Annotated in this window: 30 protein-coding genes and 2 tRNA genes; 25 read left to right on the top strand and 7 right to left on the bottom strand. The window is 61.7% G+C overall.

Features of this window, described 5'->3' with window-relative positions; translation table 11 throughout:
- Window positions 1-20: 20 nt before the first annotated feature.
- Window positions 21-833, top strand: a complete 813-nt coding sequence (locus ACEPP2_RS02040; RefSeq protein WP_395515630.1) for an enoyl-CoA hydratase/isomerase family protein — start codon at window positions 21-23, stop codon at window positions 831-833.
- A 285-nt stretch (window positions 834-1,118) separates the two neighbouring features.
- Here the strand turns inward: ACEPP2_RS02040 and ACEPP2_RS02035 are convergent.
- Window positions 1,119-1,193, bottom strand: a tRNA-Thr gene (locus tag ACEPP2_RS02035).
- Window positions 1,194-1,350: 157 nt separating this feature from the next.
- Between ACEPP2_RS02035 and ACEPP2_RS02030 the strand changes: the two genes are divergently transcribed.
- The 24 genes from ACEPP2_RS02030 (at window position 1,351) to visR (ending at window position 20,127) form a co-directional block, all read left to right on the top strand.
- The gene (locus tag ACEPP2_RS02030; RefSeq protein ID WP_052636898.1) at window positions 1,351-1,569 is read left to right on the top strand and encodes a hypothetical protein; all 219 of its coding nucleotides are present in this window, start codon (window positions 1,351-1,353) and stop codon (window positions 1,567-1,569) included.
- 115 nt (window positions 1,570-1,684) lie between these two features.
- On the top strand, window positions 1,685-2,977 hold the full coding sequence (murA, locus tag ACEPP2_RS02025) for a UDP-N-acetylglucosamine 1-carboxyvinyltransferase (protein ID WP_395515629.1): 1,293 nt from the start codon (window positions 1,685-1,687) through the stop codon (window positions 2,975-2,977).
- 91 nt (window positions 2,978-3,068) lie between these two features.
- Window positions 3,069-3,506 (top strand): DUF2948 family protein, encoded by a 438-nt coding sequence (locus ACEPP2_RS02020; protein WP_152341061.1) that lies wholly within the window; start codon window positions 3,069-3,071, stop codon window positions 3,504-3,506.
- 39 nt (window positions 3,507-3,545) lie between these two features.
- A complete protein-coding gene (gene hisD, locus ACEPP2_RS02015) occupies window positions 3,546-4,844 on the top strand; it encodes a histidinol dehydrogenase (RefSeq protein ID WP_395515628.1) in 1,299 nt (432 codons plus the stop codon).
- Window positions 4,845-4,846: 2 nt separating this feature from the next.
- On the top strand, window positions 4,847-5,320 hold the full coding sequence (locus ACEPP2_RS02010; protein ID WP_142588247.1) for a UPF0262 family protein: 474 nt from the start codon (window positions 4,847-4,849) through the stop codon (window positions 5,318-5,320).
- Window positions 5,317-5,805 carry an arsenate-mycothiol transferase ArsC gene (locus tag ACEPP2_RS02005; protein WP_395515627.1) on the top strand — a complete coding sequence of 163 codons (489 nt, stop codon included), beginning with the start codon at window positions 5,317-5,319 and terminating at the stop codon, window positions 5,803-5,805. The genes ACEPP2_RS02010 and ACEPP2_RS02005 overlap by 4 nt, the downstream gene beginning before the upstream one ends.
- 127 nt (window positions 5,806-5,932) lie before the next feature.
- A complete protein-coding gene (infA, locus tag ACEPP2_RS02000; protein WP_004435948.1) occupies window positions 5,933-6,151 on the top strand; it encodes a translation initiation factor IF-1 in 219 nt (72 codons plus the stop codon).
- Between the two features lie 25 nt (window positions 6,152-6,176).
- Window positions 6,177-6,797: a Maf-like protein gene (locus ACEPP2_RS01995; RefSeq protein ID WP_052636904.1), complete on the top strand. Its 621-nt coding sequence runs from the start codon at window positions 6,177-6,179 to the stop codon at window positions 6,795-6,797.
- Between the two features lie 5 nt (window positions 6,798-6,802).
- Window positions 6,803-7,009 (top strand): DNA gyrase inhibitor YacG, encoded by a 207-nt coding sequence (yacG, locus tag ACEPP2_RS01990; protein WP_077549049.1) that lies wholly within the window; start codon window positions 6,803-6,805, stop codon window positions 7,007-7,009.
- Window positions 7,010-7,170: 161 nt separating this feature from the next.
- Window positions 7,171-7,246 (top strand) — tRNA-Phe (locus ACEPP2_RS01985).
- 32 nt (window positions 7,247-7,278) lie between these two features.
- Complete coding sequence (locus ACEPP2_RS01980) at window positions 7,279-7,836, top strand: DNA-3-methyladenine glycosylase (RefSeq protein WP_077549050.1); 558 nt, start codon at window positions 7,279-7,281, stop codon at window positions 7,834-7,836.
- Between the two features lie 360 nt (window positions 7,837-8,196).
- Window positions 8,197-9,828, top strand: a complete 1,632-nt coding sequence (locus tag ACEPP2_RS01975; RefSeq protein ID WP_281978698.1) for a globin-coupled sensor protein — start codon at window positions 8,197-8,199, stop codon at window positions 9,826-9,828.
- On the top strand, window positions 9,828-10,121 hold the full coding sequence (locus ACEPP2_RS01970) for an STAS domain-containing protein (RefSeq protein WP_281978697.1): 294 nt from the start codon (window positions 9,828-9,830) through the stop codon (window positions 10,119-10,121). The genes ACEPP2_RS01975 and ACEPP2_RS01970 overlap by 1 nt, the downstream gene beginning before the upstream one ends.
- A gap of 4 nt (window positions 10,122-10,125) precedes the next feature.
- Window positions 10,126-10,491, top strand: a complete 366-nt coding sequence (gene cheY1, locus ACEPP2_RS01965) for a chemotaxis response regulator CheY1 (protein ID WP_052636909.1) — start codon at window positions 10,126-10,128, stop codon at window positions 10,489-10,491.
- Between the two features lie 29 nt (window positions 10,492-10,520).
- Window positions 10,521-12,767 (top strand): chemotaxis protein CheA, encoded by a 2,247-nt coding sequence (locus tag ACEPP2_RS01960; RefSeq protein WP_077549053.1) that lies wholly within the window; start codon window positions 10,521-10,523, stop codon window positions 12,765-12,767.
- A 4-nt stretch (window positions 12,768-12,771) separates the two neighbouring features.
- Window positions 12,772-13,239 carry a chemotaxis protein CheW gene (locus ACEPP2_RS01955; RefSeq protein WP_052636911.1) on the top strand — a complete coding sequence of 156 codons (468 nt, stop codon included), beginning with the start codon at window positions 12,772-12,774 and terminating at the stop codon, window positions 13,237-13,239.
- The gene (gene cheR / locus ACEPP2_RS01950) at window positions 13,236-14,144 is read left to right on the top strand and encodes a protein-glutamate O-methyltransferase CheR (protein WP_052636912.1); all 909 of its coding nucleotides are present in this window, start codon (window positions 13,236-13,238) and stop codon (window positions 14,142-14,144) included. Before ACEPP2_RS01955 ends, cheR begins: the two co-directional genes overlap by 4 nt.
- On the top strand, window positions 14,141-15,181 hold the full coding sequence (gene cheB / locus ACEPP2_RS01945) for a protein-glutamate O-methylesterase CheB (protein WP_395515626.1): 1,041 nt from the start codon (window positions 14,141-14,143) through the stop codon (window positions 15,179-15,181). Before cheR ends, cheB begins: the two co-directional genes overlap by 4 nt.
- Window positions 15,182-15,571, top strand: coding sequence for a response regulator (locus tag ACEPP2_RS01940; RefSeq protein ID WP_052636914.1), 390 nt, complete (start codon window positions 15,182-15,184; stop codon window positions 15,569-15,571).
- Window positions 15,568-16,125 carry a chemoreceptor glutamine deamidase CheD gene (cheD, locus tag ACEPP2_RS01935; protein WP_077549055.1) on the top strand — a complete coding sequence of 186 codons (558 nt, stop codon included), beginning with the start codon at window positions 15,568-15,570 and terminating at the stop codon, window positions 16,123-16,125. The genes ACEPP2_RS01940 and cheD overlap by 4 nt, the downstream gene beginning before the upstream one ends.
- A 28-nt stretch (window positions 16,126-16,153) precedes the next feature.
- A complete protein-coding gene (gene cheT, locus ACEPP2_RS01930; protein WP_052636916.1) occupies window positions 16,154-16,543 on the top strand; it encodes a chemotaxis protein CheT in 390 nt (129 codons plus the stop codon).
- A gap of 136 nt (window positions 16,544-16,679) precedes the next feature.
- On the top strand, window positions 16,680-18,356 hold the full coding sequence (fliF, locus tag ACEPP2_RS01925; protein ID WP_077549056.1) for a flagellar basal-body MS-ring/collar protein FliF: 1,677 nt from the start codon (window positions 16,680-16,682) through the stop codon (window positions 18,354-18,356).
- A gap of 307 nt (window positions 18,357-18,663) precedes the next feature.
- Window positions 18,664-19,365, top strand: a complete 702-nt coding sequence (gene visN, locus ACEPP2_RS01920) for a transcriptional regulator VisN (RefSeq protein WP_318290221.1) — start codon at window positions 18,664-18,666, stop codon at window positions 19,363-19,365.
- A 33-nt stretch (window positions 19,366-19,398) separates the two neighbouring features.
- A complete protein-coding gene (gene visR / locus ACEPP2_RS01915; protein WP_395515625.1) occupies window positions 19,399-20,127 on the top strand; it encodes a transcriptional regulator VisR in 729 nt (242 codons plus the stop codon).
- 21 nt (window positions 20,128-20,148) lie between these two features.
- On the opposite strand, the gene ACEPP2_RS01910 is transcribed toward visR, so the two are convergent.
- The 6 genes from ACEPP2_RS01910 to motA all read right to left on the bottom strand — a co-directional run bounded on the left by ACEPP2_RS01910 (window position 20,149) and on the right by motA (window position 25,403).
- Window positions 20,149-20,592 (bottom strand): hypothetical protein, encoded by a 444-nt coding sequence (locus tag ACEPP2_RS01910; RefSeq protein ID WP_052636920.1) that lies wholly within the window; start codon window positions 20,590-20,592, stop codon window positions 20,149-20,151.
- 26 nt (window positions 20,593-20,618) lie between these two features.
- On the bottom strand, window positions 20,619-21,674 hold the full coding sequence (gene flhB, locus ACEPP2_RS01905) for a flagellar biosynthesis protein FlhB (protein WP_244665764.1): 1,056 nt from the start codon (window positions 21,672-21,674) through the stop codon (window positions 20,619-20,621).
- A gap of 123 nt (window positions 21,675-21,797) precedes the next feature.
- A complete protein-coding gene (fliG, locus tag ACEPP2_RS01900) occupies window positions 21,798-22,841 on the bottom strand; it encodes a flagellar motor switch protein FliG (RefSeq protein ID WP_395515624.1) in 1,044 nt (347 codons plus the stop codon).
- Between the two features lie 29 nt (window positions 22,842-22,870).
- Window positions 22,871-23,515, bottom strand: coding sequence for a flagellar motor switch protein FliN (fliN, locus tag ACEPP2_RS01895; protein ID WP_395515623.1), 645 nt, complete (start codon window positions 23,513-23,515; stop codon window positions 22,871-22,873).
- 62 nt (window positions 23,516-23,577) lie between these two features.
- Window positions 23,578-24,531 carry a FliM/FliN family flagellar motor switch protein gene (locus tag ACEPP2_RS01890; protein ID WP_077549184.1) on the bottom strand — a complete coding sequence of 318 codons (954 nt, stop codon included), beginning with the start codon at window positions 24,529-24,531 and terminating at the stop codon, window positions 23,578-23,580.
- Window positions 24,531-25,403 (bottom strand): flagellar motor stator protein MotA, encoded by an 873-nt coding sequence (gene motA, locus ACEPP2_RS01885; RefSeq protein WP_077549063.1) that lies wholly within the window; start codon window positions 25,401-25,403, stop codon window positions 24,531-24,533. The genes ACEPP2_RS01890 and motA overlap by 1 nt, the downstream gene beginning before the upstream one ends.
- Window positions 25,404-25,530: the final 127 nt, after the last annotated feature.

The raw sequence follows: 25,530 nt of genomic DNA, 5'->3' as shown, positions 1-25,530 counted from the left end.
AATCAGCAAAGGCTCCTACCATGAATACGAACGCCGACGCGAAAATCCTCCCCGTCGCGACCTTCGTCACCACGGACGTGAAGAATGGGATTGCGACGATCAAGCTGAACCGGCCTGACGTCAGGAACGCCATCAACGACGAGATGCGTGCGGAGCTCATCGCCGCATTCGAATGGGCCGACAAGAGCCGCGAGGTGCGTGGCGTGATCCTGACGGGGGAAGGCAAGGGCTTCTGCTCGGGCGGCGATATCGGCGGCATGCGCGGGCGGCTTGAGGCACCCGCCGGGGAGGTGGCGTTCAACGGGTGGCTACGCCAGAAGCAGACCCACAAGGGCATCAGCGTCATTCGCAACATGACCAAGCCGGTGATCGCTGCCGTCAACGGCGCTGCCTTCGGCCTGGGGCTGGACATGGCGCTTGCCTGCGACTTCATCATCGCCGCCTCGGGGGCGAAGCTCTCCATGAGCTTCATCAAGCGTGGCCTGGTCTCCGATGGCGGTGGCATGTATTTCCTGCCCCGTCGCGTCGGTCTGGTGAAGGCGAAGGAGCTTATCCTGACGGGCCGCGTCGTCGAGGCCGAGGAAGCGCTTCAGATCGGAATGGTGGACCGCATCTCCAGCGCTGAAGAACTGTTGAACGATGCCCAGGCATGGGCAGAAGAACTCTGCCAGGGCGCACCGGCTGCGATCGCACTGACGAAGGCCATCCTGGACCAGTCGATGGAAAGCACCGCAGACGAGATATTCACGCTCGGACGGGAGGCGCAGGCGATCTGCTACACCACGTCGGAACACCGGGCGTCGGTGGAAGACTTCCTCAACAAGACGCGATAGGCACAGCGGCAACCGAGTTGGCGGCAAATTTGGATTGGCGGGCATTCCCGAATGCCTGCCGTCCCGCATCGCCCTGTGTTCCTCCACGGTCTCCGTCAGAGACATCGGAGGCTGGGCTCACGCCCGGGCTTTGTTCCCTGCAACCTCTTCCATGGCGACTACGCCGGGCGCATTGTTCGCCGGCGTCGATGCGGTCGGCTGGCGCCGCGTAGTGGAATGATCGGCAAAGAAGAAAGAAGAAGGAGCGCCTTCGACGAACCACGCCGGGATTTCGGGGGGAAGTGATGGTGCTGCTAGAGAGATTTGAACTCTCGGCCTCTCCCTTACCAAGGGAGTGCTCTACCCCTGAGCTATAGCAGCTTAGGCCCAATCTGAAGGGCGTCCGTGGTGGACGTCGTCGGGCGAGGGGCCTATTGCCATAGCTTCGGAGCGAGCGCAAGCCGCAAATTGCGGTTCGCCGCAGGATGGAGCTAAAAGGAGGCCGACGGGTTTTCCAGCAGGCATGTAGGAACGAGTGATGGCGGCAAAGGACGAAGATGCGACGCCTTCGGCAGTAGAGACGAAGAGCGGGCGCAAGCGGGAAGCGGAGATCAGGGAAGAGCAGCGGCAGGCACGCGCCGCCGCCAAGCTTCGCGAGAACCTGCTGCGCCGCAAGGCGCAGACGCGGGCGCGGCGCGCCGGGGCGGCCGACGAGGTGGACGGGCTGCCCGCCGCAAAAAAGGACGAATCAGGCTGACACATCCGCATCCGGCCTAGTCCAAACCATTTGAAGCCTACTTGCTTTTCCGCTAAGGACGCCATCTTTCGCGCTTGCACAAGAACAAAGGGCGGGCTTGCTCCCGTTGGACCTCATGGATCGCATCAGAATTCGCGGCGGCAACAAGCTCAACGGCGTCATCCCAATCTCCGGCGCCAAGAATGCGGCGCTTCCGCTGATGATTGCGTCGCTGCTGACCAGCGATACGCTGACGCTGGAGAACGTTCCGCATCTTGCCGACGTCGAGCAGCTTCTGCGAATCCTCGGCAATCACGGTGTCGACGTGATGGTCAACGGGCGGCGCGAAAGCCAGACGGAAAGCTATTCGCGGACGATCCAGTTCACCTGCAGGACGATCGTCGACACGACTGCTCCCTATGATCTCGTCTCCAAGATGCGTGCGAGCTTCTGGGTCATCGGACCGCTCCTGGCCCGCGCCGGTACGGCCCGCGTATCGCTGCCGGGGGGGTGCGCCATCGGCACGCGCCCGGTTGACCTTTTCCTCGAAGGCCTGCAGGCGCTTGGCGCACAGATTGAGATCGACGGCGGCTATGTCAATGCGACTGCCCCGGACGGTGGGCTCGTCGGTGGACACTACACCTTCCCCAAGGTCTCGGTCGGGGCCACCCATGTGCTGATGATGGCCGCAACGCTTGCGAACGGCACGACCGTGATCGACAATGCCGCCCGCGAGCCCGAGGTCGTCGATCTTGCCGACTGCCTCATCGCCATGGGAGCACGCATCTCCGGCGCGGGAAGCAGCACGATCACGGTCGAGGGCGTCACCTCGCTGCACGGCGCGCGCCACCGCGTGCTGCCGGACCGCATCGAGACGGGTACCTATGCGATGGCTGTCGCGATGACCGGTGGCGACGTGACGCTCGAGGGAACGCGCGCGGACCTGCTCGAGAACGCGCTTGATGCGCTGCGCATGTCCGGAGCCGAAATCACCGAGACCGAAAGCGGGCTCAGGGTGGTGCGCAACGGGAACGGCATCCAGCCGGTCGATGTCGTCACGGAACCCTTCCCCGGCTTCCCGACCGACCTGCAGGCACAGTTCATGGCGCTGATGACGCGCTCCTCCGGCGTTTCCCACATCACGGAGACCATCTTCGAGAACCGCTTCATGCATGTGCAGGAACTGGCGCGTCTCGGTGCGCGCATCTCGCTGTCCGGACAGATGGCGCGGATCGAGGGGGTGGATCGGCTGCGCGGAGCCCCGGTCATGGCGACGGATCTGAGGGCTTCCGTGTCGCTTGTCATCGCCGGGCTGGCGGCCGAGGGGGAGACCATGGTCAACCGTGTCTACCACCTCGACCGCGGCTTCGAGCGGCTGGAGGAAAAGCTCACCCGCTGCGGCGCCGAGGTCGAACGGGTCAGCGACTAAGGTCACGCTGGCGTTGCATGGCGTGCCGCGTCATCCTATCTCCAGCGCCGGATGACAACGCGCCGCGCGCGCCGTGGATTGGAATGGAATCATGGCCGACCTCAAGCTTCTCGCTCTCGATCAGGATGATCTCGGCATCATCTCCGCCCATATGCAGGATAGCGTCTTTCGCGTCGGCGAACTGAGCTATGACGCGCGCCACCGGCAATTCACCGCCGTGGTCAACCGCTTTGTCTGGGAAGAGGCCGACCGCGGGAGGAAGGGCTACGAACGGCGTCGTTCGGTCATCTCCTTCAAGCGTGTGGAGGCAGTCCGGTCGATGGGCATCAATCGACAGGACGCGGAAGGTGTTTACTGCCTGCTGGCCATCCGGTTCGAGCAGAAGGGCGAGGGGCCCGACGGAACGATCGAACTGACGCTTGCCGGCGGTGCCGCGATCAGCCTCGACGTCGAATGCATCGAGGTGCAGATGCTGGATACCGGCGGTGCCTGGGCAACCGAGCGCCTGCCGGCGCACCCGGCCGACTGAGTGACGCAGGCAGCACGGAATTTCAGGGGGACGTAAGACGTGGCAATCTGGCTGGATCAGCGATCCGAGGACTTCGAGGCGCGGTTTTCCGCCTTTCTCTCGACGAAGCGGGAGGTTTCCGATGATGTCAACGCCGTGGTGCGGGGCATCATCGATGACGTGCGCCTTCGTGGCGACGCCGCGCTCTTCGACTATTCGGCCCGCTTCGATGGGGTGGATCTCGCGACGGCCGGCCTTCGGGTCAGCGACGCGGACATCGATGCGGCGGTAGCCGCCACCGATCCGGAGGTGCTGGAAGCTTTGAAGCTTGCGGCCGAGCGGATCGAGAAGCACCATGCGCGGCAAATGCCGAAGGATGACATCTACGAGGATGCGCTCGGCGTCGGACTCGGGTCCCGCTGGACGGCGGTCGAGGCAGTCGGCCTCTACGTCCCGGGCGGTACAGCAAGCTATCCGAGTTCGGTCCTGATGAACGCGCTGCCGGCGAAGGTAGCGGGCGTGCCTCGGGTGGTCATGGTGGTCCCGGCCAGCGGTGGAGCGATCAATCCCACTGTCCTGGCGGCCGCCCGGATCGCCGGCGTGACGGAGATCTACCGGGTCGGCGGCGCGCAGGCGATTGCCGCTCTCGCCTACGGCACCGAAACGATCGCACCGGTCGCCAAGATCGTCGGTCCGGGCAATGCTTACGTCGCCGCGGCGAAGCGGCAGGTCTTCGGTCAGGTAGGGATCGACATGATTGCCGGTCCTTCCGAAGTGCTCATTATCGCAGATGGCGAGAACGACCCGGACTGGATCGCCGCGGATCTCCTGGCACAGGCGGAACACGACGAGGGTGCCCAGTCCATCCTGATCACGGACGACCGCGCCTTCGGGGAGGCGGTGGAGCAGGCGGTGGAGCGTCAACTGACCCGGTTGTCGCGGTCACGGACCGCAGCAAAAAGCTGGGCGGATTTCGGTGCGATCATCCTCGTCGGTGACATTTCGGCGGCCGTTCCGCTGGCGGACCGGATCGCTGCCGAACATCTGGAGCTCGCCGTGGCGGAGCCCGACGCGCTGATCAACCGCATCCGCAATGCGGGAGCGATCTTCGTCGGCCGGCATACACCGGAAGTGATCGGCGATTATGTCGGCGGATCGAACCATGTGTTGCCGACGGCACGCTCGGCCCGCTTTTCGTCAGGTCTCTCCGTCCTCGACTACGTCAAGCGCACCTCGATCCTTCGCCTCGGTCCCGACCAGCTGGCAGCGCTGGCGCCCGCGGCAATCACGCTCGCGAATTCCGAAGGGCTCGATGCCCATGCAAGGTCGGTCTCGATCCGGCTCAACCGCGGGGGTTGAGGATGGCGAAGGGCGATTTCCGGCTTTCCGATGTCGTCCTGGATGAGTCCATCGGGCGCTCCACGCCGGATGTCGAGCATGAGCGGGCTGTTGCCATCTTCGACCTGGTGGAGGAAAACACCTTCGAGCCTGTGGGACATTCTGGCGGCCCCTACCACCTGAAGCTCTCGCTGGTGGACTCCAAGCTGGTCTTCACCATCACGACCGAGGGTGGAGAGGACGTTGCCACCCACATTCTCTCGCTGACGCCCTTCCGGCGGATCATCAAGGATTACTTCATGATCTGCGAGAGCTACTATGAGGCGATCCGCTCCGCCACGCCTAGCCGGATCGAGTCGATCGACATGGGCCGCCGCGGTATCCACAACGAGGGATCGCAAACCCTGATGGATCGCCTGGACGGCAAGGTGCGGCTGGATTTTGATACTGCCAGACGGCTGTTCACGCTCGTCTGTGTCCTCTACTGGCGCGGATGACGTCCATGAGCGGCGCCCCTGACGCGGACGTCAAGAAGGAGAGGCCGGGCGCAATCCTTTTCATGTGCGGCTGGAATGCGATCCGGTCGCCAATGGCAGAGGCCATTGCAAAGCGGCTGCTGCCTTCCGATATCTATGTCCAGTCGGCTGGCGTGCGTTCAGGAGAGCCTGATCCTTTCGTGGATGTCGTGCTCGACGAGATCGGTCTTTCCATTCCGCGTCACCAGCCTCGGACCCTTGACGATCTCGAAGACGACTATTTTGACGTCATCATCACATTGACGCCCGAGGCCCATCATGCGGCGCTTGAACTGACGCGGTCGAATGCGGTTGAGGTCGTCTACTGGCCGACCATGGATCCAACCGCCGCGACCGGCTCTCGCGAGCAACGGCTCGACGCGTACCGTGGGGTGAGGGATCACCTTTGGAAGCGGATCGAGGAGCGCTTTTCCAGCCTGCAGAAGCGTCCGGCGGACAGGCGATGAGCGACGGAAGGGGAACGGAAATTATGCGAGTTCACAAAGCGAACATGATTGTGTAGTTTCCGCCAAAATTTGCGGGGCCGGCTGAAGCTGCGCCCATGAAATCAACAGACAGGAAGATAATCCATAGATGGCTAAAGAAGAAGTCCTTGAGTTTCCGGGCGTCGTGACCGAATTGCTGCCGAACGCGACGTTCCGTGTGAAGCTAGAAAACGAACACGAAATCATTGCCCATACCGCTGGCCGGATGCGCAAGAACCGTATCCGCGTTCTCGCCGGCGATAAGGTCCTCGTGGAAATGACTCCCTACGACCTGACCAAGGGCCGTATCACCTACCGCTTCAAGTAATATCAAGCGGCAGTTCGGCAGGCTCATGGCGTCAGAACAGAAACTCATCCTGGCCTCCGGCTCTCCGCGTCGCCTGGACCTGCTCAACCAGGCAGGGCTCCATCCTGCGCGCCTGATGCCGATGGACATCGACGAGACGCCGAAGAAGTCCGAACACCCCCGCTCGCTTGCCCGCCGCCTTTCCGGCGAGAAGGCGGAGGCCGCCTGGGCTGCGCTCAAGAGCGATCTCGCCTGGCGCCACAGCTACATCCTGTCGGCGGACACGGTCGTTGCGGTCGGGCGCCGGATCCTGGAGAAGACGGAGTATACGGACGAGGCATCCTCCGCGCTGCACCTTCTCTCCGGACGCGGCCACTCGGTCTATACCGGCATCTGTCTCGTCACGCCGGGCGGCCAGTTCCGGCAGAAGGTCGTACAGACGAAGGTACGGTTCAAGCGACTGTCGCCGCACGAGATCGACAACTACATCGCTTCGGGTCAGTGGCGCGGCAAGGCCGGCGCCTACGCGATCCAGGGCATCGCCGGCAGCTTCGTGCAGAAGATCGTAGGGTCCTACACCAATGTCGTCGGGCTGCCGCTCTATGAAACGCTGTCGCTGCTTTCGGGAGAAGGCTTCGACGTGCAGGCGGCCTGGCCGGAGGGCTGAGACCTATGGCACCATCGACAAAGCCCGGCGCCAAGGTGGAGCCGCTTCGCAAGGCAAGGCCGTGCCCGGAATGCGGTAAGCCATCGGCTCGTGAACACTATCCCTTCTGCTCCGATCGCTGCCGTACCCTCGATCTGTCGCGTTGGCTGAAGGGTTCCTACGCCATCCCGGTGGCCGAGGACCAGAGCAAGGCTGACCCCCTGGACGAGTAGTGTCCGCCGGTCTGTTCCACGCCGATTTCCCGGACGATGAGCGCAGGCGAAAAAAGTGTCCGCCGCCGCTGGACATGGCCGAACAAGATGTTATAACCCCGCTCGCTTCCGGGGCGCAGGCCCCGCCGGCCCAGTGCCGGAAGGCTTGAAGAAGCCTCGATGCCCGGATAGCTCAGTTGGTAGAGCAGCGGATTGAAAATCCGCGTGTCGGTGGTTCAAATCCGCCTCCGGGCACCATTTCCCTTCAGTCTCCCAAGCCAGAGCAGGCCATGGACCCCCAGAATGTCTTCGATCGTTCCGCCGTGGAAGTCGCCCGCGACCTCATCGGCGCCGAGCTGGCTTTCCGTGGTGTCGGTGGCATCGTCGTGGAGACTGAAGCCTATGAGCCCGACGATCCGGCCTCGCACAGTTTCCGAGGCCCGACGGATAGGAACCGTTCGATGTTCGGGCCTGCGGGACATGCCTATGTCTACCGTTCCTACGGCATCCACTGGTGTCTCAATGTCGTCTGCCGGCCCGGCAGCGCAGTGCTCATCCGTGCCCTGGAGCCGGTATGGGGTGTGGCGGAAATGCAGGAGCGCCGCGGGCAGACCGCACCTCGCCTCCTCTGTGCCGGTCCCGGGCGGGTGTGCCAGGCACTTGGCATCGGCCGCGAGCATGACGGGCTCAGTCTGGTCGAACCGCCCTTCCGGGTGTCGCTGCCGCGCGAGAGCTGCTCGGTAGCAACTGGAACGCGCATCGGGATAACCAAGGCTGCCGACCAGCCGTGGCGCTTTGGTCTGCGGGGCTCGCCACATCTCAGCCGCCGGTTCCCGCCGGAGGCCTAACAGGCGTGAGCCCATGCCTCATAGGGTAGGAGCCACACGTCGGAACCGTGGCTTCCGGCTGCAAATGGTTGCGATGTTGGGACAGTTCCAGCCACATCTTAACCTTCGGGCAAGGAATTAACCATACATATTAGAAACCACGGCAAATTGGGTTACCTGGAGTTTCCCGAGGCATGACGCCGCCCTGCCGTACCGGTCTCGACCCGGTATCATCCATGATCACAATCAGAACGACTGCGGTGACCGCATGGTCTGTGACGCCGGCGCGTGTGCCGGTGCATCGGCCCGCGATCTCTGCGGCGGACCTTGTGAAGCGACAGTTCGCACTCGGCCCTTCTTGGGTATCTATTGGTTTCGAGGATGCAGTTGGGGAACGAGACGCGATCCGATCAGGCGCGAAAGGGACAGGCGGGAAGCCTGGGGGAAAGGCTGGCATTCGCTGGCCTCGACGCCGCCCTGTGCGACCTGCTGCGCCGCCACCGGCCGCAGCTCGAGCCAGCGGTGAAAAGCGGCCTGCGCGATCTCATGCTGCGCTATCAGTCCTTCCCCGAGGCATCCCGTGCCTTCGCCAGCGAGCAGCAGATCGAGCGTCTGCATGATCTGCAATCCTCCCACTGGAGTGTCTTGACCGACGCGCGGTTCGACGCGCTCTATGCAGAACGCGTCAAGATACTGTCCGACAGCGAGAGCCGCATGGGACTTGATCCCAGGTGGCACATTGCCGGACATGCCGTCATGCTGGAGCATCTGTTGAAGGCAGCCATGGCGCAGGAAGGCCGCAAGTCGCGGCTCCCTTTCGGTCGGCGCGGCTCCGATGGTCTCGCAGACATCGTCACAGCGCTTGTCCGTTTAGTCATGGTCGACGTCGAAATCGCCGTTTCGCTCCGGTTCAACGAATTGCGCCAGAAGCACCATCGCGCCCTGGCCGAGCAACGGCAGGAAGACCAGGGCGAGGTGATCCAGCTTCTGTCCGAGGTTATCCATTCGCTCGCCGAACGTGACCTGACCGCCACGCTGCCGGAGGACGTGCCGGGGGCTTATGCAGAGATTACATCCGTGCTGGGTGGCGCCATCGAGACCATGCGCGCCTCGATCCACGGCGCCTGTGGGCGTAGCGACCAGGCTGGCACGGCGTCCGCCGCCCTTGCTGCGCGCGCACGTGCCGTGGCCGAGGAATCCGAAGGGCAGTCCGCCCGTGTCCGGGAAGCGGCGCATCAACTGGAGGAACTGGTCGGCCGTCTTCGCACGGGTGCCGCAGAAACCGGCGACGCGGCGCGGCTCGCAGCCATGACGAGGGGAACGGTAGAGGAAAGTGGTGAGGCTGTCGGACGTGCCATCACTGCCATGTCGGACATAGAGACGTCTGCAGAAAAAATCGGCCAGATCATCGGCGTCATCGACGAGATCGCATTCCAGACCAATCTCCTGGCGCTCAATGCAGGCATCGAAGCGGCACGGGCGGGAGAAAGCGGGCGGGGCTTTGCGGTCGTCGCACAGGAAGTGCGTGCCCTGGCGCAGCGCTCCGCCGATGCGGCCCGGGAGATCAAGTCACTGGTCAACACGACGAAGACCCAGGTGGATGCCGGGGTCGAGATGGTACACCGCACGCAGGATGCCATCGGTGGCATTGTCCGTCAGGTCACGGAAATAAACGACGCGATCGCCGGCATAGCCACCCGTTCCGACGAGCATGTCGGCGAACTCGGCAGCATCTCGGCAGGTCTCTCATCAGTAGGCAGGGAGATCAGCGCCACGGCTGGCAATGCCGGAATGGTTGGATCCGAGGCGGACGACCTGCACACGGTGATCCTCGAGCTCGGGCGTACCGTCCGCGAGTTTCGGGTCGAGCGGCAGGTCCGCTATCGCTCCGACCGTAAGAACACCACGCCGCTGGCACCCGCCCGCCTGCCGGTCGCTCTGATCGATGTCGGTGATCCACTGCAGCCTGCCGGCGACGAAATCGAATTTCCCAGAAGACAAGGAATGAACTGATGGCGAGCAAAAAGGCTGCCCAGGAAAATCTGAAACTGTCACCGGTCCTGGACCTGAACGAAGCGTCCGTCCTGCATGGCAAGCTGATGGAGCTTCGTGGCCGCGATCTGAAGATCGATGCGTCGCAAGTTGAACGGCTGGGGGTCCAATGTGTCCAGGTCATCGTCGCGGCTGCCCGCGCATGGCAGGCTGACAAGAAGGCCTTCGTTGTCGAGAAGGCATCCGACGTATTCGAAAAGACCCTGCAACTCATCGGCATCGATCCTCACCAGCTGACGGCCAAGGAGACCTGAAATCATGAAGAAGAAAGTGCTGACCGTGGATGATTCCCGGACCATCCGGAACATGCTGCTGGTAACCCTCAATAATGCCGGTTTCGAGACGGTCCAGGCCGAGGATGGCGTCGAGGGGCTGGAAGTCCTGGAAGATGCCAATCCGGACGTCATCGTCACCGACATCAACATGCCGCGCCTCGACGGCTTCGGCTTCATCGAAGGCGTCCGCCGCAACGAGAAATATCGTGCGGTCCCGATCCTCGTGCTGACCACCGAAAGCGATGCGGAGAAGAAGAACCGAGCCCGCCAGGCTGGTGCGACGGGCTGGATCGTTAAGCCGTTCGATCCCGCCAAGCTCATCGATGCAATCGAGCGCGTCACAGCCTGAAACAAACCGCCTGATCAGGATTTTCTCCGATGGATATGAACGAAATCAAAGAGATCTTCTTCCAGGAATGCGAGGAGCAACTCGCGGAACTGGAATCCGGGCTTCTGAAGCTCAACGATGGAGATCGCGATCCCGAGACGGTGAACGCCGTCTTCCGTGCCGTTCATTCCATCAAGGGCGGTGCTGGCGCCTTCGGCCTGGACGACCTTGTCGCCTTTGCCCATGTCTTCGAAACGACCCTCGACTGCGTACGTTCGAACCGTCTTGAGCCGACGCAGGATGTCCTGAAGGTCATGCTGAAATCGGCCGACGTCCTTGCCGACCTCACCAATGCCGCCCGCGATGGCGGTTATGTCGACGAGACGCGCAGCCGGGCGTTGGTCAAGGAGCTCGAGGCGCTGGCGAACGGTGAGGCCCCGGCGCCTGCCGCCAAGACGCCCGAACCGGCAACTGCTGCAGCTACCCCCGCGCCCGCGCCTACCGATGACAGCGGTTTCCAGCCGATCCCGTTCTCGTTCGATTCCTTCGACGACGGTGAAGCGGTGGACGACAGCCGGGCCTACGAGATTTCGTTCCGCCCGCGTCGGGAACTCTACACCAAGGGCAACGAGGCGGCGTTGCTGTTGCGGGATCTCTCCCGCATCGGCGAGATGAGCATCAATTGCGATGCCGACGGTCTTCCGGCGCTCGACAAGATGGATCCAGAAGAGGCCTATTTCGGCTGGACCATCCAGCTGAAGACGGAAAAGTCCGAAGATGACATTCGCACTGTCTTCGAATTTGCCGAATGGGATTGCGACCTGGAGATCAGGGAAGCCGCCGACGCGGCGCCCGAGGAAGAGGTTCCGATGATCCCCGTGCCCTTCGACCTTTCGGCATTGGACGAGACAGACACCGCAGCTGAGACGACATCGTCCGCCAATGCCGCAGTGGAAGCCGTAGCCGCAGCGGAGACCGCGAGTTCGGTGTCGAAGATGGCTGCCGCGGCCGCTCGGGTCGAGAAGAAGGAAGCATCCGCCACGGCCGCTTCCGCGGCCGCCGCGCAGAATGCGGCTGCCGCAGCCGCAGCAGGACAGACCATCCGCGTCGACCTCGACCGTGTCGATCGCCTGATCAACCTCGTGGGCGAGCTTGTCATCAATCAGGCCATGCTGTCGCAGAGCGTTATCGAGAACGACACGACGGGAACTTCCTCCATCAACATGGGCCTGGAGGAACTCCAGCAACTGACGCGCGAGATCCAGGATTCCGTCATGGCGATCCGCGCACAGCCGGTAAAGCCGGTCTTCCAGCGCATGTCGCGTATCGTCCGCGAAGTCGCGGACATGGTCGGAAAGTCGATCCGGCTCGTCACCGAAGGCGAGAATACCGAAGTCGACAAGACTGTCATCGACAAGCTTGCGGAGCCCCTGACCCACATGATCCGTAACGCCGTCGATCACGGCATTGAGACACCGGAGAAGCGCGAGGCGGCTGGCAAGGATCCGGAAGGCACGATCAAGCTGACGGCCAAGCACCGCTCGGGCCGCATCGTGATCGAGCTGGTCGACGATGGCGCCGGGATCAACCGCGAAAGGGTCAGGCAGAAGGCGATCGACAACGATCTGATCGCTGCAGACGCCAACCTGACGGACGAGGAGATCGACAATCTGATCTTCGCGCCGGGCTTCTCGACCGCCGACAAGATCTCGGACATTTCAGGCCGCGGCGTCGGCATGGACGTGGTGAAGCGCTCCATCCAGGCGCTTGGTGGACGAATCTCGATCTCGTCGCGCCCAGGCCACGGCTCCACCTTCACGATGAGCCTGCCGCTGACGCTTGCCGTTCTCGACGGCATGGTGGTGACGGTTGCAGGGCAGACGCTGGTGGTGCCGCTGACGGCTATCGTCGAGACGCTGCAGCCGGAGGCCTCCTCCATCCATTCCTTCGGGGCAAACCAGCGGCTCATCTCGATCCGCGACTCCTTCTGCCCGTTGGTGGATGTAGGCCGGATCCTGAACTTCCGGGCAACACAGGCAAATCCCGTCGAGGGAGTCGCCCTGCTGGTGGAATCTGAAGGTGGCGGGCAGCGTGCCCTCATGGTCGATGCCATCCAGGGCCAGCGCCAGGTTGTCATCAAGTCGCTGGAAGCCAACTATACCCACGTTCCCGGAATTGCGGCCGCTACCATCCTCGGTGATGGCCGCGTCGCCCTCATTCTCGATGTCGATGCCGTTGTGGCGGCATCGCGCGGGCAGTCCCTCAAACCGGAAATATCACTAGCAGCCACGGGTTAAGTGTATGTCGTACGCCGTGAAAAACAGCCATCAAGCCAGCCGCGAGCTGATCGCCTTCCGCATCGGCGACCAGGAGTTCTGCGTCAACATCATGTCGGTCCGAGAGATCCGGGGCTGGACCCCGGCCACTCCGCTGCCGCATGCGCCCCCCTACGTGATGGGCGTGATCAACCTTCGTGGCGCCGTGCTTCCGATCATCGATCTATCCGCAAGGCTCGGGATGAAGGACGCGGAACCGACTGCGCGCCACGTGATCATCGTGGCGCAGGTGAGGTCGCGCGTGGTCGGTCTTCTGGTGGAGGCTGTTTCCGATATCCTTACGATTACCGAGGATAATATCCAGCCGGTACCGGAAGTCTCTTCCGACCTCGAGAAACAATATGCGCGGGGGATCCTGTCCATCGACAAGCGGATGATCTGCATGATCGAGTTGGATGCGCTCTTCCTGCACAAGGAAAGCGAAGCTGCATGATGCCCATGGGCGCAGTCGATACCCGGCAATCGCCGGACGAGGTCATGGCAAGCGGGGAATACCCGCTGACCCGCCGCGATCTGTCCGAAATTGCGGCGATGATCTATTCCGATGCCGGGATCTATCTGAATGATTCCAAGGCGTCGCTAGTCTATTCCCGGCTGTCCAAGCACATCCGTTCGCTGGGGCTGAAGGGTTTCCGGGAGTATTGCGCCCTCGTCGCTTCGCCGGAGGGTGCGGCCGCACGGCGTGAGATGCTGTCGCATCTCACCACCAACTTCACCCGCTTCTTCCGTGAGAACCATCACTTCGAGCATCTCCGGGACGAAGTGCTGCCCGGATTGATCGCGCGGGCCAAGTCGGGCGGGCGCGTGCGCATATGGTCGGCAGCCTGTTCTGACGGGCAGGAGCCCTATTCGATCGCCCTGACCGTCCTGTCGGCACTGCCCAATGCCGCGGATTATGATTTCAAGATCCTCGCGACCGATATCGATCCGAAGATTCTCGCCCAGGCCCGGGCAGGGATCTACGACGAGAACGCCCTGGAAACGGTGTCGCCTCAGATCCGCAAGCAGTATTTCAAGGAGCTCGACGTCGGTGGGCGACGGAAGTTCCAGGTCGATGATCGCCTCAAGAAGCTCATCACCTTCAACGAACTCAACCTGATGGCCCAGTGGCCGTTCAAGGGCCAGTTCGACGTAATCTTCTGCCGCAACGTCGTCATCTACTTCGACGAGCCGACACAGATGAAGATCTGGTCACGGTTTGCAGCACTGCTGCCCGTCGGTGGTCATCTCTACATCGGACATTCCGAGCGCGTCTCGGGAGATGCGAAGAACCAGTTCGACAACATCGGCATCACCACCTACCGCTATACGGGCTCTGGCGCGGGGAGGCGGGCATGAGTTCACCGGCACGGGTTCTGGTCGTAGATGACTCTCCCACCATGCGTGGCCTGATCACGGCCGTCCTGAATTCCGACCCCGAGGTCAGCGTCGTCGGCCAGGCGAGCGATGCTCTCGAAGCCCGGGCAGCGATCAAGGAGCTCAACCCCGACGTCGTGACCCTGGATATCGAGATGCCGAACATGAACGGCCTCGAATTCCTGGACAAGATCATGCGGCTTCGGCCCATGCCGGTGATCATGGTGTCCACGATGACCCACCAAGGGGCCAATGCGACATTGGCGGCCCTGGAGATCGGCGCTTTCGACTGTGTCGGCAAGCCATCTCCCGGCGACGCCCGTCCCTTCCTGGATCTGGCTGAGAAGGTGAAGGCGGCAGCGCGTTCGGGTCTGCGACGCAAGGCCTTCCCGCCGGCACCCGCCATTACGCCGTCTGCTGAATACCGGGTCGGCCGCAAGGTCGTCGCCATCGGGTCGTCTACGGGCGGGGTCGAGGCGCTCATTACCGTGCTGCAGAACTTCCCGAAGAACTGTCCGCCGACAGTAATTACTCAGCACATGCCGTCGACCTTCACCAAGAGCTTTGCCGAGCGCCTCAATCGCCTTTGCGCACCGGTCGTCGAGGAAGCGACCGATGGTGCCCGGCTGCAGATCGGAAAGATATACGTGGCGCCTGGCGGTGACCGGCATCTGGAGGTCGTCAATCCATCAGCCCCGTCGTGCCGCCTGGTTGAGCGCGAGCCGGTCAACGGTCACCGTCCGTCTGTGGACGTCCTATTCGACTCCGTTGCGACCCTGGCCGGGCGCAACGCGGTGGGCGTCATCCTGACCGGAATGGGCCGTGATGGTGCTTCCGGGCTGTTGACGATGCGGCGGGCCGGCGCCCGCACCATCGGCCAGAACGAAAAGACCTGCGTTGTCTATGGAATGCCCCGCGTTGCCCACGAGATTGGCGCTGTCGAACAGCAATTGCCGCTCGGCGCGATCGGCGAGGAAATACTGAAACTAACTGCTGCCCGAAAAGAAGGTGTCGAATAAATGTCGCTCGCAGAAAAGATCAAAGTTCTGATCGTCGATGATCAGGTAACCAGCCGCCTGCTGCTCAGCGATGCTCTGACACAGCTGGGCTTCAAGCAGATCACCGCCGCCGGTGACGGCGAGCAGGGCATGAAGATCATGTACGAGCAGCCGCACCACCTGGTGATCTCGGACTTCAACATGCCGAAGATGGACGGACTTGGTCTGCTGGAAGCGGTTCGCAAGAACCCCAACACCAAGAAGGCGGCCTTCATCATTCTCACCGCTCAGGGCGACAGGGCCCTGGTCCAGAAGGCTGCGCAACTTGGCGCGAACAACGTTCTGGCCAAGCCATTCACCATCGAGAAGATGAAGGCGGCTATCGAAGCCGTATTCGGAGCGCTCAAATGAATGAGACTGCCGCCGCAAAGCGGGTCCACATTATTCAGGGAGAGTACAAGGTCGTCGATGACCCGGACGTGGTCCTTTCGACGATCCTTGGTTCCTGCGTGGCCGCTTGTCTGCGGGATCCGGTCGCAGGCGTCGGCGGCATGAATCACTTCCTGCTCCCGGGGTCCGGCGGCGCGGCGTCCTCGGGTGGCGATGCGACCCGCTACGGCGTTCACCTGATGGAGCTGCTGATCAACGGCCTCCTGAAAAGGGGCGCGCGGCGCGACCGGCTCGAAGCGAAGATTTTCGGCGGCGCCAAGACGATTGCCAGCTTTTCCAACGTCGGCGAGCAGAACGCCGCTTTCGCCACCCAATTCCTGAAGGACGAGGGTATCCCCATCGTCAGTTCTTCGACGGGTGGAGAGCATGGGCGCAAGCTCGAATACTGGCCGGTGAGCGGAAGGGCCCGCCAGTATCCGCTGACTGGAGCTGAGACGCAAAAGACCGTTGCTCTCGAGCAGCAGCGTCCCGTCCGGACGCCGAAGCCGGTCGAAAGCTCCATCGAATTCTTTTAGGAAGGCCCGCAGGGGCGCGAGGAAAGCCATGAAAGACATCTCGAAGCCGCAAGACGCTTCCCTCGAGCAGTCTCTGCCGGAGGTCCTGATGCGGCTCGTATCGGAGCTGCATGACGTGGCGTACCTGATAGAGCGTGTCGAACCGCAGCTGCTGGAGCTCGGCGACGCGAACCTGATGCAGCATCCCGACAGCATCAAGGTGCTGCAGGGGATCGACCTGGCGGTGCAGAAGACGCGCGGACTGGCCGAATTCATCGACACGATTACCGCGACCATACCTGAGGACTGGATGGTCGACGTGTCGACTGCCCTCAGCCTCGTCAAGCTGGCGGATATGCACCGCGCCCTTGCTACCGGCGTTCGCCATGGTCACAGCCAGCCGCTCAGCAAGGCTGCTGGAGACTTCGACTTCTTCTGATTCTTTGATCGTCGGCGCGCCAAAACCACGGCTCGGCAGTTCGCCCAGATCGCATTCCCGAAACGCTCGCACAAGCTTCGTTGCCTAGGGTGGCCCTGGGCATAGGCCTGATCCGTATTTGCGATGTGGGAACAGAATGAATCTGTTGGCTCAATTCAATCAAGTTTTCGATAATCTGGCCAAGCTAGGCCAGACCAAGCTTATTGCGCTGGCAGGGGTAGGCGTCGTTTCTCTTGCGCTCGTCCTGGGCGCCGCGCTTTATGTCAACAAGCCTGCTTATGAAACCCTCTACGTTGGGCTTGAGACCACGGACCTCAACCAGGTCAGCATCGCCCTTGCGGAGGCCAGTATCGACTTTGCCGTCGGAGCCGACGGAGCAACCATCCAGGTCCCGGTTGGCATGACAGGCAAGGCCCGCCTGCTCCTCGCTGAACGCGGGCTGCCCAACAGCGCCAATGCGGGCTACGAGCTTTTCGACAATGTCGGCTCCCTCGGACTGACCTCCTTCATGCAGGAAGTCACCCGTGTGCGGGCCCTTGAGGGTGAGATCGGCCGCTCTATCCAGCAAATCAGCGGCGTCGCCGCCGCAAGAGTTCACATTGTGATGCCCGACGTCGGCAACTTCCGGCGAGGCGAGCAAAAGCCGACGGCGTCGGTAATGATTCGCGCCAGCACCAGCACCGGCCGCAAGGCCGCGGCATCCATTCGGCATCTGGTCGCGTCAGCCGTTCCGGGCCTCGAAGTCGACGACGTCACCATTCTTGATTCCACGGGTCAGCTCCTCGCCGCCGGCGACGAGTATGGAAACAGCGAGCTCAACCGCTCCCTCAACATCGTGCAGTCGGTGCAGCAGGAACTGGAAACCAACATCGACAAGGCGTTGGCACCATTCCTCGGAATGGACAACTTCCGCTCCAGCGTGACCGCGAACCTCAACACGGACAGCCAGCAGATCCAGGAAACGATCTTCGATCCGGAATCGCGTGTCGAGCGTTCGGTCCGCATCACCAAGGAAGAGCAGCGTTCGCAACAGAACCAGAACGATTCTGCAGCGACCGTCGAACAGAATATTCCCCAGGCTGCTCCTGAGGCAGGCGGTGCCACAGGTCCGCAATCCTCCGACCAGTCGGACAAGAAGGAAGAACAGACGAACTACGAGATCAACAGCAGGACTGTTGCGACCGTCCGCAACAGCTATCAGATCGAGAAGCTGTCGGTCGCCGTGGTCGTCAATCGGGGCCGCATCGCCCAGATGGTCGGCGAACCCGTCGATCAGGCGAAGATCGATGCCTATCTGGCCGAGATGCAGAAGATCGTGACGTCCGCTGCCGGCCTCAACCAGGAGCGGGGCGATGTCGTGACGCTCACCGCCATGGACTTCCTGGAGTCGCAGCTTCTCGAAGAAGCAGCATCGGGACCGGGCGTGACCGAGGTTCTCAGCCGTAATCTCGGAGGCATCATCAACTCGCTCGCCTTCGTCGTGGTCGCCTTCCTGGTTGTCTGGCTCGGCCTGCGCCCGCTGGTCCGCACGGTCGGTGCAACGACAGCCTCCACGGAACTGTCCACCGACAGCGCCGGCCTCGAACTGCCGGACTTCTCGCCGGCGGCCGGCGGCAGCTCTTTGATGGAGGGCTTCGGCTCCGACTTCGGCTTCGACAGCACCGACGATCTGCTCGGCATGGGCGACGACGAGGGTGGCTTCAATCGCCGTGTCAAGGAAGGCCCGGAGAAGCGGCTTTCCCGCATGGTGGAGATCAGCGAGGAGCGGGCCGCGAAGATCCTCCGCAAATGGGCAGTCGATCAGGCGGCCTGACCGGAGCTCACGGAAATGTTACCAGAAAAGGTCGACCGCAGGGTCGGCCTTTTCTGTTTACATACCCGTAGCTTGTCTGGATGCATCGATCGTTCGTTGATCCGTGACGTCCTCCTGCTCCTGGAGATGAGATCGAAGCGATGGAAATTTCCGGCGGCTTTCCTAGAATGGTTACGAATCGACGATCAGATGGAGGCGAGTCGCTGAACAGATGGATCTGGAACGCATTTTTGGCCTCTCCAGACGTGCTTGTTAAGGGTTAGCAAGGCGGATGGATTCAAGGGGAGTGAGGGCAGTAAGAGACACCATGGGGATTGAGGATGATACATCCTCGACGCCTTCGTCTCGGGAACGTGTTGTCCGCAAGCTCTCGCTCACTGCCGGTGCGCGTGACGTTCCGTCGTCGATGCATCTTCTGGCCGAGTATGTGGGCGCCTCCCATTTCCTCCTCGCCCGCTGCGACCTCATCCAGCAACAGGGTCTCGAATACATCATCTCTTCCGACTGGCCCTTTGATCTGGTCCGCCGCGTCGCACCCGAGATTGCCAGCAACTACGCAAGATCGACGGAACTGGAAAAGTGTCTCTCGCTCTTCGCCCCAACCTTTTCTCTCGTCCCCGATGACACACCTGTTCCGGACAACATCAGCCGGCAGTATTGCTCCCTCAGTCTGTGCGTCGGGCGGACGCGCTATATGCTGCTCCTGTTGTTCTCGGAGGGGCTGATCCTGTCGCAGGAGCGATTGCGGGAAGTGGGGCTTCTGGCGGCCTACGCAGTCAGTTCTTCCGATCGACGAGAGGTCCGCACGGAGCGGGATTTCGAGCTTACGGAACGTGAGCTGGAGTGCCTGTTTTGGATTGCGGAAGGAAAGACAAGCGATGAGATTGCTACCATTCTCGGCATCTCTCGTAACACCATCAACAATTACATAACGAGCGTAATGCGGAAGACGGGAACCAAAACCCGCTCGGAGGCCATAGCCTACGCAGTGCGCCACAACCTGGTCTAGGGAAGCATGGCATGAATGGGATGAACGCATAGCATGGCGATCGACGCCTCAACGGCGGCGCATTTCCTCCGCGCTCAACGGCCTACCAGCCGCGCCGATATATTTCCAAGACTGGCGGCGATGCAGAAGCATCTGCGGGCCCGCAATTTCGTGATGTTCCGGATCGCGGGTGGCGGTCTTCCGGGCAAGCGCAAGCTGATCTCGGAAATGGACAACTGGGGAGAGGAGCACTCCCGCCATCTCGCCATGATGGTGGAAACCTACGGCGACGCGATGTTGGACCACGTGGAGACATCGCTCCTGCCGTTGGCCTGGACCGGCTCTGATCACATGAGTTTCGTACAGGCTTCAGAGTTCACGCCTCTCATCCGTGAACTGCCATCGGACGTTCTGCCTTTCTCCGGATTGGCGTTCCCAATTCGGCTTGGTGCGACGGGGAACGGCTATCTCGTCTTCACCGCTGCCTCCCTCAACCTCTCCAGCGACGCAATCGTCGAACACCACGTGCTCGGCTGCCAGATCATGATGGACCTGCTTGCGCTGGACGAGCGGCGGACGGTGACCGCCGAGACACTCAGCGAACGGGAGGTTGCCTGCCTGCAACTGGCGGGCGACGGACGCATCAGCGAGGAAATCGCCGAAAATCTCGGTCTCTCCGTCCATACGGTCAACGCCTATCTCGGTTCGGCGACCATGAAGCTCGATGCCGTGAACCGGATACAGGCCATAGCCAAGGCGATCCGCCTCGGCCATATCCATTGAGGGAGAGGAGGCGGATCCCGCCTAGCTGGCCAGAGCCATGGGCGGCGTCGTCTTGACGAACCGCGCCTCCTGGAGACTGCGCTCGAGGAACTCTGTATTTGCCTCCGGGTTCTCCAGCGGCGTCTGGAAGGCGATGTGGTCGATCTCAATTCCCGCCTGCGTGTCGGCGAGCGTCAGGCGGGCATAAACGGAGACGCCCTTCGGCTTGATTTCGAGATCCAGAACGACCTGCGGCGGCCCGCTCCACTCCAGCGAATACTCTCCACCTGCGCCGAAGTTGATCGTGCCGGGATGGAAGTATAGTTCCGCTGCCGACGAAACCAGGTCAGCGAGATTGCCATAGGACTCCAGCCGTATCAGGGAAATCAGATCACCGGCGTCCAGTAAGCGGAGCTCTGTAGCCACGGGACTGATAGCACTGGCGAGTATCTTTTCTCTTTCTGCAGCGTGGTCGCATTTTTTCATGACGCTCAATGTGTCCGTTGATTCGGCTAACGGGCCGCGTAAACCCGATGCACCAGTTCCGCCACCGCCTTGTAGAAGGCTGGCGGAATGACGCTATCAACCGAGACTTGCGCAAACATGGAGCGGGCAAGTGGCGGATCTTCGAAGACGGGGATGCCGTTCGCCTCCGCGATCTCGCGGATCCTGAGGGCGATGAGATCCTGACCCTTGGCGACGACCACCGGCGCGTCGTTCTCCTCGCGTACATAGCGAAGGGCCACTGCAAAGTGGGTGGGGTTGGCGATCACTAGCGTGGCGCGGGGCACGCTGTCGATCATGCGGCGTCGGGCGCGATCTCGGGCGATCGACCGCTGCCTCGACTTCACCAGCGGGTCGCCCTGGGCCTGCTTGTACTCGTCCTTCACCTCCTGCTTCGTCATCTTGAGCTGGGTGAACCAGTGATGACGCGACCAAGCCACGTCGACTGCGGCGAGGAAGGCGGTGGCCAGGAGGATGATGACCACCATCTTGCGGGCTATTCCGTCAAGCTTGACCAGAATGACCTGCGGGTCCGAGAACATCGCATCGAGCGCTGAGAAGAACTCGCCGCGCATGACGAAGTACATGATGGTCGAGACGATGAGGATCTTGAAGAAGGACTTGCCGAACTCGACCATGCCCGCCACGCTGTAGATACGCTCGAAACCCTTCTTAGGTGAGATTCGCGACACCTGCGGACGGATACGCTCCAACACCATGGATGGCATGTTCTGCGCAAGCGACGATCCCACGCCGAACAGGATGAAGAGCAGCATGACGGGGATGAGGAATCCCGCGACGGCCCAGGCAAGATGGACGCCGAGCGATATGACGTCCGGCCTGTTCTCCAGTTGCCATTGATCGGGCTGCGAGAAGACGTCCTTCAGGGTCTCTGCGAGGTTGGCCATGCCGGAGGGCATGAAGAAGACAAGGAAGATGTAGAAGGCGAGTGCCGATGCGAAGACGGGGACTTCTCGCGCAAAAGGCACGTTGCCTTTGGCGGCCGCGTCGGAGATTTTCTTGGCGGTAGGGTCTTCTGTTTTGCTGTCTTTATCTTCTGACAAGACGTCCGTCCCCGCCGAATCGATCAGGCCTGCAGCCGCAGGCTAGCGCATGCGGGCGCTAGCCGGTAATCGAGTCAACAAAAAGACTGTGGGCAGCACATGCGAGAAATCCCAGTCGCGGCCTCAGGCTGCCTGCACGTCGCCGCCTTCTTCCGGCTCCTTGAGCAGGATCTGCCCGGCGGTTGCGAGCCGGATCGCTTCCTGCGCCACGGCACGCCGCGCGATTGCCACCTCGCGCGGGTTCAGTGCCGCAGCCGGGACGGCGAGATCCGATTCGATCATGCGGCGCTGACGTGGGCTGATCGCCGAAAGCACGCACTCCTTGATTTCGGAGCTCGCACCGCGAAGCGCCATCGTCAGGATATCCGCTGCAACGTCGTTCAGCAGCATGACACGGCTGCGCTGCGGCATGTAGAGGAGGTCCTCGAAGAGGAAGATCTTCGGGCGAACCTTGTTGACGGCTTCCTTGCTGATCGTCTCGAGAGACGTAAGCAACGTGTCGACCTGCGGCTTGTCGAGCTCGTTCATCAGTTCTGCGACCTTCGCCGAACCCTGCGAATTGCGCTCGGCGTCGATAGCCGCAATCAGGTCCACGACCCGCTTTTCGATGATCTGTGCTGCCTTCGCGCTCACGTCCTTCATGTTTACCGTACGGTTCATGATGTCGGCGCGACGGCTCTCGGGCAGTTGCAGCAGGACCTTTGCACCGAAGGAGGACGGCAGCATCGACAGGATGTAGGCCATCGTCTGGGGATGCTCGCGCGACAGGAACTTGGCAACGAAGGCCGGATCGGCATCCTGCAGACGGTCCCAGATCGACGATTCGTAAGCCTGGAAGGCAGTGCGGCGGCCGAGAAGGCCGTCGACTTCCTCAGGCGTAAGCCCCTCTTCGAGGATCGCCTCGATGGCGGCGGCGTTGTCCATGAGACCCGTTCCTTCAGTAAACAGGTCTTCGAATTCGTTGACGAGCAGCAACAGCTCGTCAGGCGGAATTGAGCGCAAGCGCTGGGCAGAGGCGATGATGGTCTGGAGTTCCGCCTGGGTGAAGTACTTCAAAAGCTTGCCGGCTACGCTCTTGCCCATGGCAAGAAGCACAGCGGCGGCCTTTTCGGCCTGGGACAACGGTTTCTCGGCTACAGCGCCACCGAAATCGTCAAAGTCCATCATGGTCTTACCTCTCTGTCCCTACACCGGGATCAGGCTCTTTTCGTACTGAGTACTTCAGTTACCTTCACGCCAAAGCGCGTGTCGTCATTGTCGAGCACGGTGATCTCACCTTTGCCGATTCGCCGACCGTTGACCATTATCTCAACGGGCTCGCCGATCTTCTTGTCCAGCGCGATCGTTGCACCTTCTTCGAGGTTCATCAGCCCGGAAACCTGCATACGGCTTGAACCGAGAACAATTTCGACGTCGATCGGAATGTCCATGATGAGGTCGAGATTGGCGGCGAGCGCGCTACCAGGCTCCTGGACGCCACCGGAAAAGGACGGTTCGTCCATGCTTGCGCCGCCGAAACCGGAGCCCCCGAGGTCGGAACCACCGAAGTCGGTGTTTCCGAAGTCGCTGCCCCCGAAATCCCCGCCACCAAACTCCGCGAGACCAGCGGCAGAGCTGTCTGCACCGGCAAGATCAGAGCCGAACTCTGCACCGAAATCACTGGATCCTGCGGGTGAAAGGTCACCGCCGACATTCCCGAAGTCGGCATCGAAACCTGGTACGCCATCACTATCGGCCTTGAGCACGCCACGCAGGTCATCGATCGCCTGATCGAGTTCGCCGCTCGCGACGCCGGGCATCGCGATGTCCTCTTCGGTCACTGGTGTCTTCTTCGTAGCCATGTGCTCATTATTCCCGTTGAAACTTGCGTCAACCTGCCGTGCGGGTGATGGCCTGCCCGGCTCTATCCCATCAGATGGTCAAGGATCTCGTCGTCGGTGCTGATGTTGTCTTTCACGCGGACCGTATACCGCTCGCCGGACCGGCCGAGTTCGCAGGCATACATGTCCATGCCGTTGGCACGCACCTGAACCGTCACGTCTTTCTTGTCCTGGAAGGCAATGACGTCGCCAGCGGCAAGGCGAGATATGGTTCCGAGGGTCAGTGTCTGGAGGCGAACGCGCGCTTCCAGCGTCACGTGGGAGCGTCGAACCTGCTCGGTGATTCGCTCATGCCACTCTTCCTTCGTCTTCGATGACTGACCCTTCGCCTTCGGCATCACGACCTTGGTCTTCAGGAAAGCGCGCTGCGGAATGACGAGAGCGAGCTCGGACGTGACCTTGCCGATCTCTATGGCCAGTCGGATGGCGACGCCGAATTCGGCCGGAATCGCCTCGTCCGGTTGCGGACGGTCCTCGAAGTTGTGGCTGCGCTCCAGTATTGCCTCGAAGCCGCCCTGGGCGTTCACGCCCGAGCGTAGGACCTCACCCATCTTGCCGAGGACCATCTGCGCGAGATCGAGTTCGATCTCCGACAGAGGCCGTTCGAAGGGCTGCTCGATGGTTTCCGGCAGGGCGCCCAGCATGCGTTCCATCAATGCGATGATGAAGCTGTTGCCGCAGGCGAGAACAAAGTTCGGCGACCAGTTGCGGAGCGAGCCGTCGGCAAGCGTTAACGTGTCCCCGAGATCCGTGACCAGATCCGTCATCAGGCCGGAAGAGCAGCCGGTATAGGTCACATCAATCGAGATGCCGGTCTCGCTGTTGAAGACATCCGGCAGGAAGTCGGCATAGAGCCGACCGAAATCAGCGCTGATCTTCTCGATCGTCTTCCGGTCCCCAAGCCCCCCCGTCAGTCTCGCGAGAAGGGCGAAGTCGATTGGAGCCGGGGAGAATTCCCTTGCCTCGGTCGTCGTCATCATGCCGCCTTGTTTTCACCGCCCGGATTCATCATTTCCTGCTCGACCGCATCGATCGAGGGGCGCTCGTAGTTGGAGATTGTCTTGCGTCCGTATTCCAGCGCCACCTGTGGGACAGAGCCGTTCATGTAGGCGAGAAGCGTCTGCTTCACGATGATGAAGAGGCGATGCTGTTTGGTGCGCACGATCTTGACCTGCGACGCCAGCGGCGTGCAGACGGAATAGGAGAGGACGATGCCGAGCATCGTGCCGACGAGTGCGGCGCCGATCAGGCCGCCGAGAACTTCGGGCGACTCGTTGATCTTTCCGAGCGCCTTGATGACCCCGAGAACTGCCGCAACGATGCCGATGGCCGGGAAACTGTCGCCCATCTGCGAGATGGCGTTGTAAGGCTTCATCTTGTCGTGGAGAAGCGTCTCTAGTTCTTCATCCATGAGCGCCTCGATTTCGTGCGAGCGCGCATTGCCGATGATGATCAGCCGGACGTAGTCGCAGATGAACGAGGTCAGTTCCTTGTTCTTCAGAAGATTGGGGGCGGTCTGGAAGATCGGCGATTCTTCGGGATTGTCGATATGCGCTTCGATCTCGTTACGCGACTTCGTGCGCAGGTCACGCATCAGCGAGTAGAGGACCCCGAGAACATCAAGGTAGTTGCGCTCCTTCGGCACGGCGTTCTTGAACACCTCGCCGAGCGCCTTGCCCGAGTCCTTTACCACCTTCATCGGGTTCGCGACGATGAAGCCGCCGAGGCCGGCACCGCCGATGATCACCAGTTCGAATGGCTGAATGAGAACGTCGATATGCCCCCCCATGGCCATGTAGCCACCCAGGATGCAGCCGAACGTGATCACCATTCCGATTAGAATATTCATCCGGGTACCCACACAGAAGTTGAGACTTTCACGGTGGAGATACGGCCTCTGGCTTGCGTGAGGCTGGTTCAGTCAGAGAAACCGGTCTGGAGCTCCGGGGGTGAGGTACAGCCTCGCACAAGTCTTC

The organism is Pseudorhizobium flavum, assembly GCF_044142885.1.
Classification (GTDB): Bacteria; Pseudomonadota; Alphaproteobacteria; order Rhizobiales; family Rhizobiaceae; genus Neorhizobium; species Neorhizobium flavum.
This window is presented reverse-complemented; position numbering and strand designations above follow the sequence as displayed.

Excerpts from the sequence above, each read along its gene's own strand:
- ACEPP2_RS02040 (WP_395515630.1), top strand. The coding sequence starts at position 21 with ATGAATACGAACGCCGACGCGAAAATCCTCCCCGTCGCGACCTTCGTC.
- ACEPP2_RS02030 (WP_052636898.1), top strand. The coding sequence starts at position 1,351 with ATGGCGGCAAAGGACGAAGATGCGACGCCTTCGGCAGTAGAGACGAAG.
- murA (WP_395515629.1), top strand. The coding sequence starts at position 1,685 with ATGGATCGCATCAGAATTCGCGGCGGCAACAAGCTCAACGGCGTCATC.
- ACEPP2_RS02020 (WP_152341061.1), top strand. The coding sequence starts at position 3,069 with ATGGCCGACCTCAAGCTTCTCGCTCTCGATCAGGATGATCTCGGCATC.
- ACEPP2_RS02010 (WP_142588247.1), top strand. The coding sequence starts at position 4,847 with ATGGCGAAGGGCGATTTCCGGCTTTCCGATGTCGTCCTGGATGAGTCC.
- ACEPP2_RS02005 (WP_395515627.1), top strand. The coding sequence starts at position 5,317 with ATGACGTCCATGAGCGGCGCCCCTGACGCGGACGTCAAGAAGGAGAGG.
- infA (WP_004435948.1), top strand. The coding sequence starts at position 5,933 with ATGGCTAAAGAAGAAGTCCTTGAGTTTCCGGGCGTCGTGACCGAATTG.
- ACEPP2_RS01995 (WP_052636904.1), top strand. The coding sequence starts at position 6,177 with ATGGCGTCAGAACAGAAACTCATCCTGGCCTCCGGCTCTCCGCGTCGC.
- yacG (WP_077549049.1), top strand. The coding sequence starts at position 6,803 with ATGGCACCATCGACAAAGCCCGGCGCCAAGGTGGAGCCGCTTCGCAAG.
- ACEPP2_RS01980 (WP_077549050.1), top strand. The coding sequence starts at position 7,279 with ATGGACCCCCAGAATGTCTTCGATCGTTCCGCCGTGGAAGTCGCCCGC.
- ACEPP2_RS01975 (WP_281978698.1), top strand. The coding sequence starts at position 8,197 with ATGCAGTTGGGGAACGAGACGCGATCCGATCAGGCGCGAAAGGGACAG.
- ACEPP2_RS01970 (WP_281978697.1), top strand. The coding sequence starts at position 9,828 with ATGGCGAGCAAAAAGGCTGCCCAGGAAAATCTGAAACTGTCACCGGTC.
- cheY1 (WP_052636909.1), top strand. The coding sequence starts at position 10,126 with ATGAAGAAGAAAGTGCTGACCGTGGATGATTCCCGGACCATCCGGAAC.
- ACEPP2_RS01960 (WP_077549053.1), top strand. The coding sequence starts at position 10,521 with ATGGATATGAACGAAATCAAAGAGATCTTCTTCCAGGAATGCGAGGAG.
- ACEPP2_RS01955 (WP_052636911.1), top strand. The coding sequence starts at position 12,772 with ATGTCGTACGCCGTGAAAAACAGCCATCAAGCCAGCCGCGAGCTGATC.
- cheR (WP_052636912.1), top strand. The coding sequence starts at position 13,236 with ATGATGCCCATGGGCGCAGTCGATACCCGGCAATCGCCGGACGAGGTC.
- cheB (WP_395515626.1), top strand. The coding sequence starts at position 14,141 with ATGAGTTCACCGGCACGGGTTCTGGTCGTAGATGACTCTCCCACCATG.
- ACEPP2_RS01940 (WP_052636914.1), top strand. The coding sequence starts at position 15,182 with ATGTCGCTCGCAGAAAAGATCAAAGTTCTGATCGTCGATGATCAGGTA.
- cheD (WP_077549055.1), top strand. The coding sequence starts at position 15,568 with ATGAATGAGACTGCCGCCGCAAAGCGGGTCCACATTATTCAGGGAGAG.
- cheT (WP_052636916.1), top strand. The coding sequence starts at position 16,154 with ATGAAAGACATCTCGAAGCCGCAAGACGCTTCCCTCGAGCAGTCTCTG.
- fliF (WP_077549056.1), top strand. The coding sequence starts at position 16,680 with ATGAATCTGTTGGCTCAATTCAATCAAGTTTTCGATAATCTGGCCAAG.
- visN (WP_318290221.1), top strand. The coding sequence starts at position 18,664 with ATGGGGATTGAGGATGATACATCCTCGACGCCTTCGTCTCGGGAACGT.
- visR (WP_395515625.1), top strand. The coding sequence starts at position 19,399 with ATGGCGATCGACGCCTCAACGGCGGCGCATTTCCTCCGCGCTCAACGG.
- ACEPP2_RS01910 (WP_052636920.1), bottom strand. The coding sequence starts at position 20,592 with ATGAAAAAATGCGACCACGCTGCAGAAAGAGAAAAGATACTCGCCAGT.
- fliG (WP_395515624.1), bottom strand. The coding sequence starts at position 22,841 with ATGATGGACTTTGACGATTTCGGTGGCGCTGTAGCCGAGAAACCGTTG.
- fliN (WP_395515623.1), bottom strand. The coding sequence starts at position 23,515 with ATGGCTACGAAGAAGACACCAGTGACCGAAGAGGACATCGCGATGCCC.
- ACEPP2_RS01890 (WP_077549184.1), bottom strand. The coding sequence starts at position 24,531 with ATGACGACGACCGAGGCAAGGGAATTCTCCCCGGCTCCAATCGACTTC.
- motA (WP_077549063.1), bottom strand. The coding sequence starts at position 25,403 with ATGAATATTCTAATCGGAATGGTGATCACGTTCGGCTGCATCCTGGGT.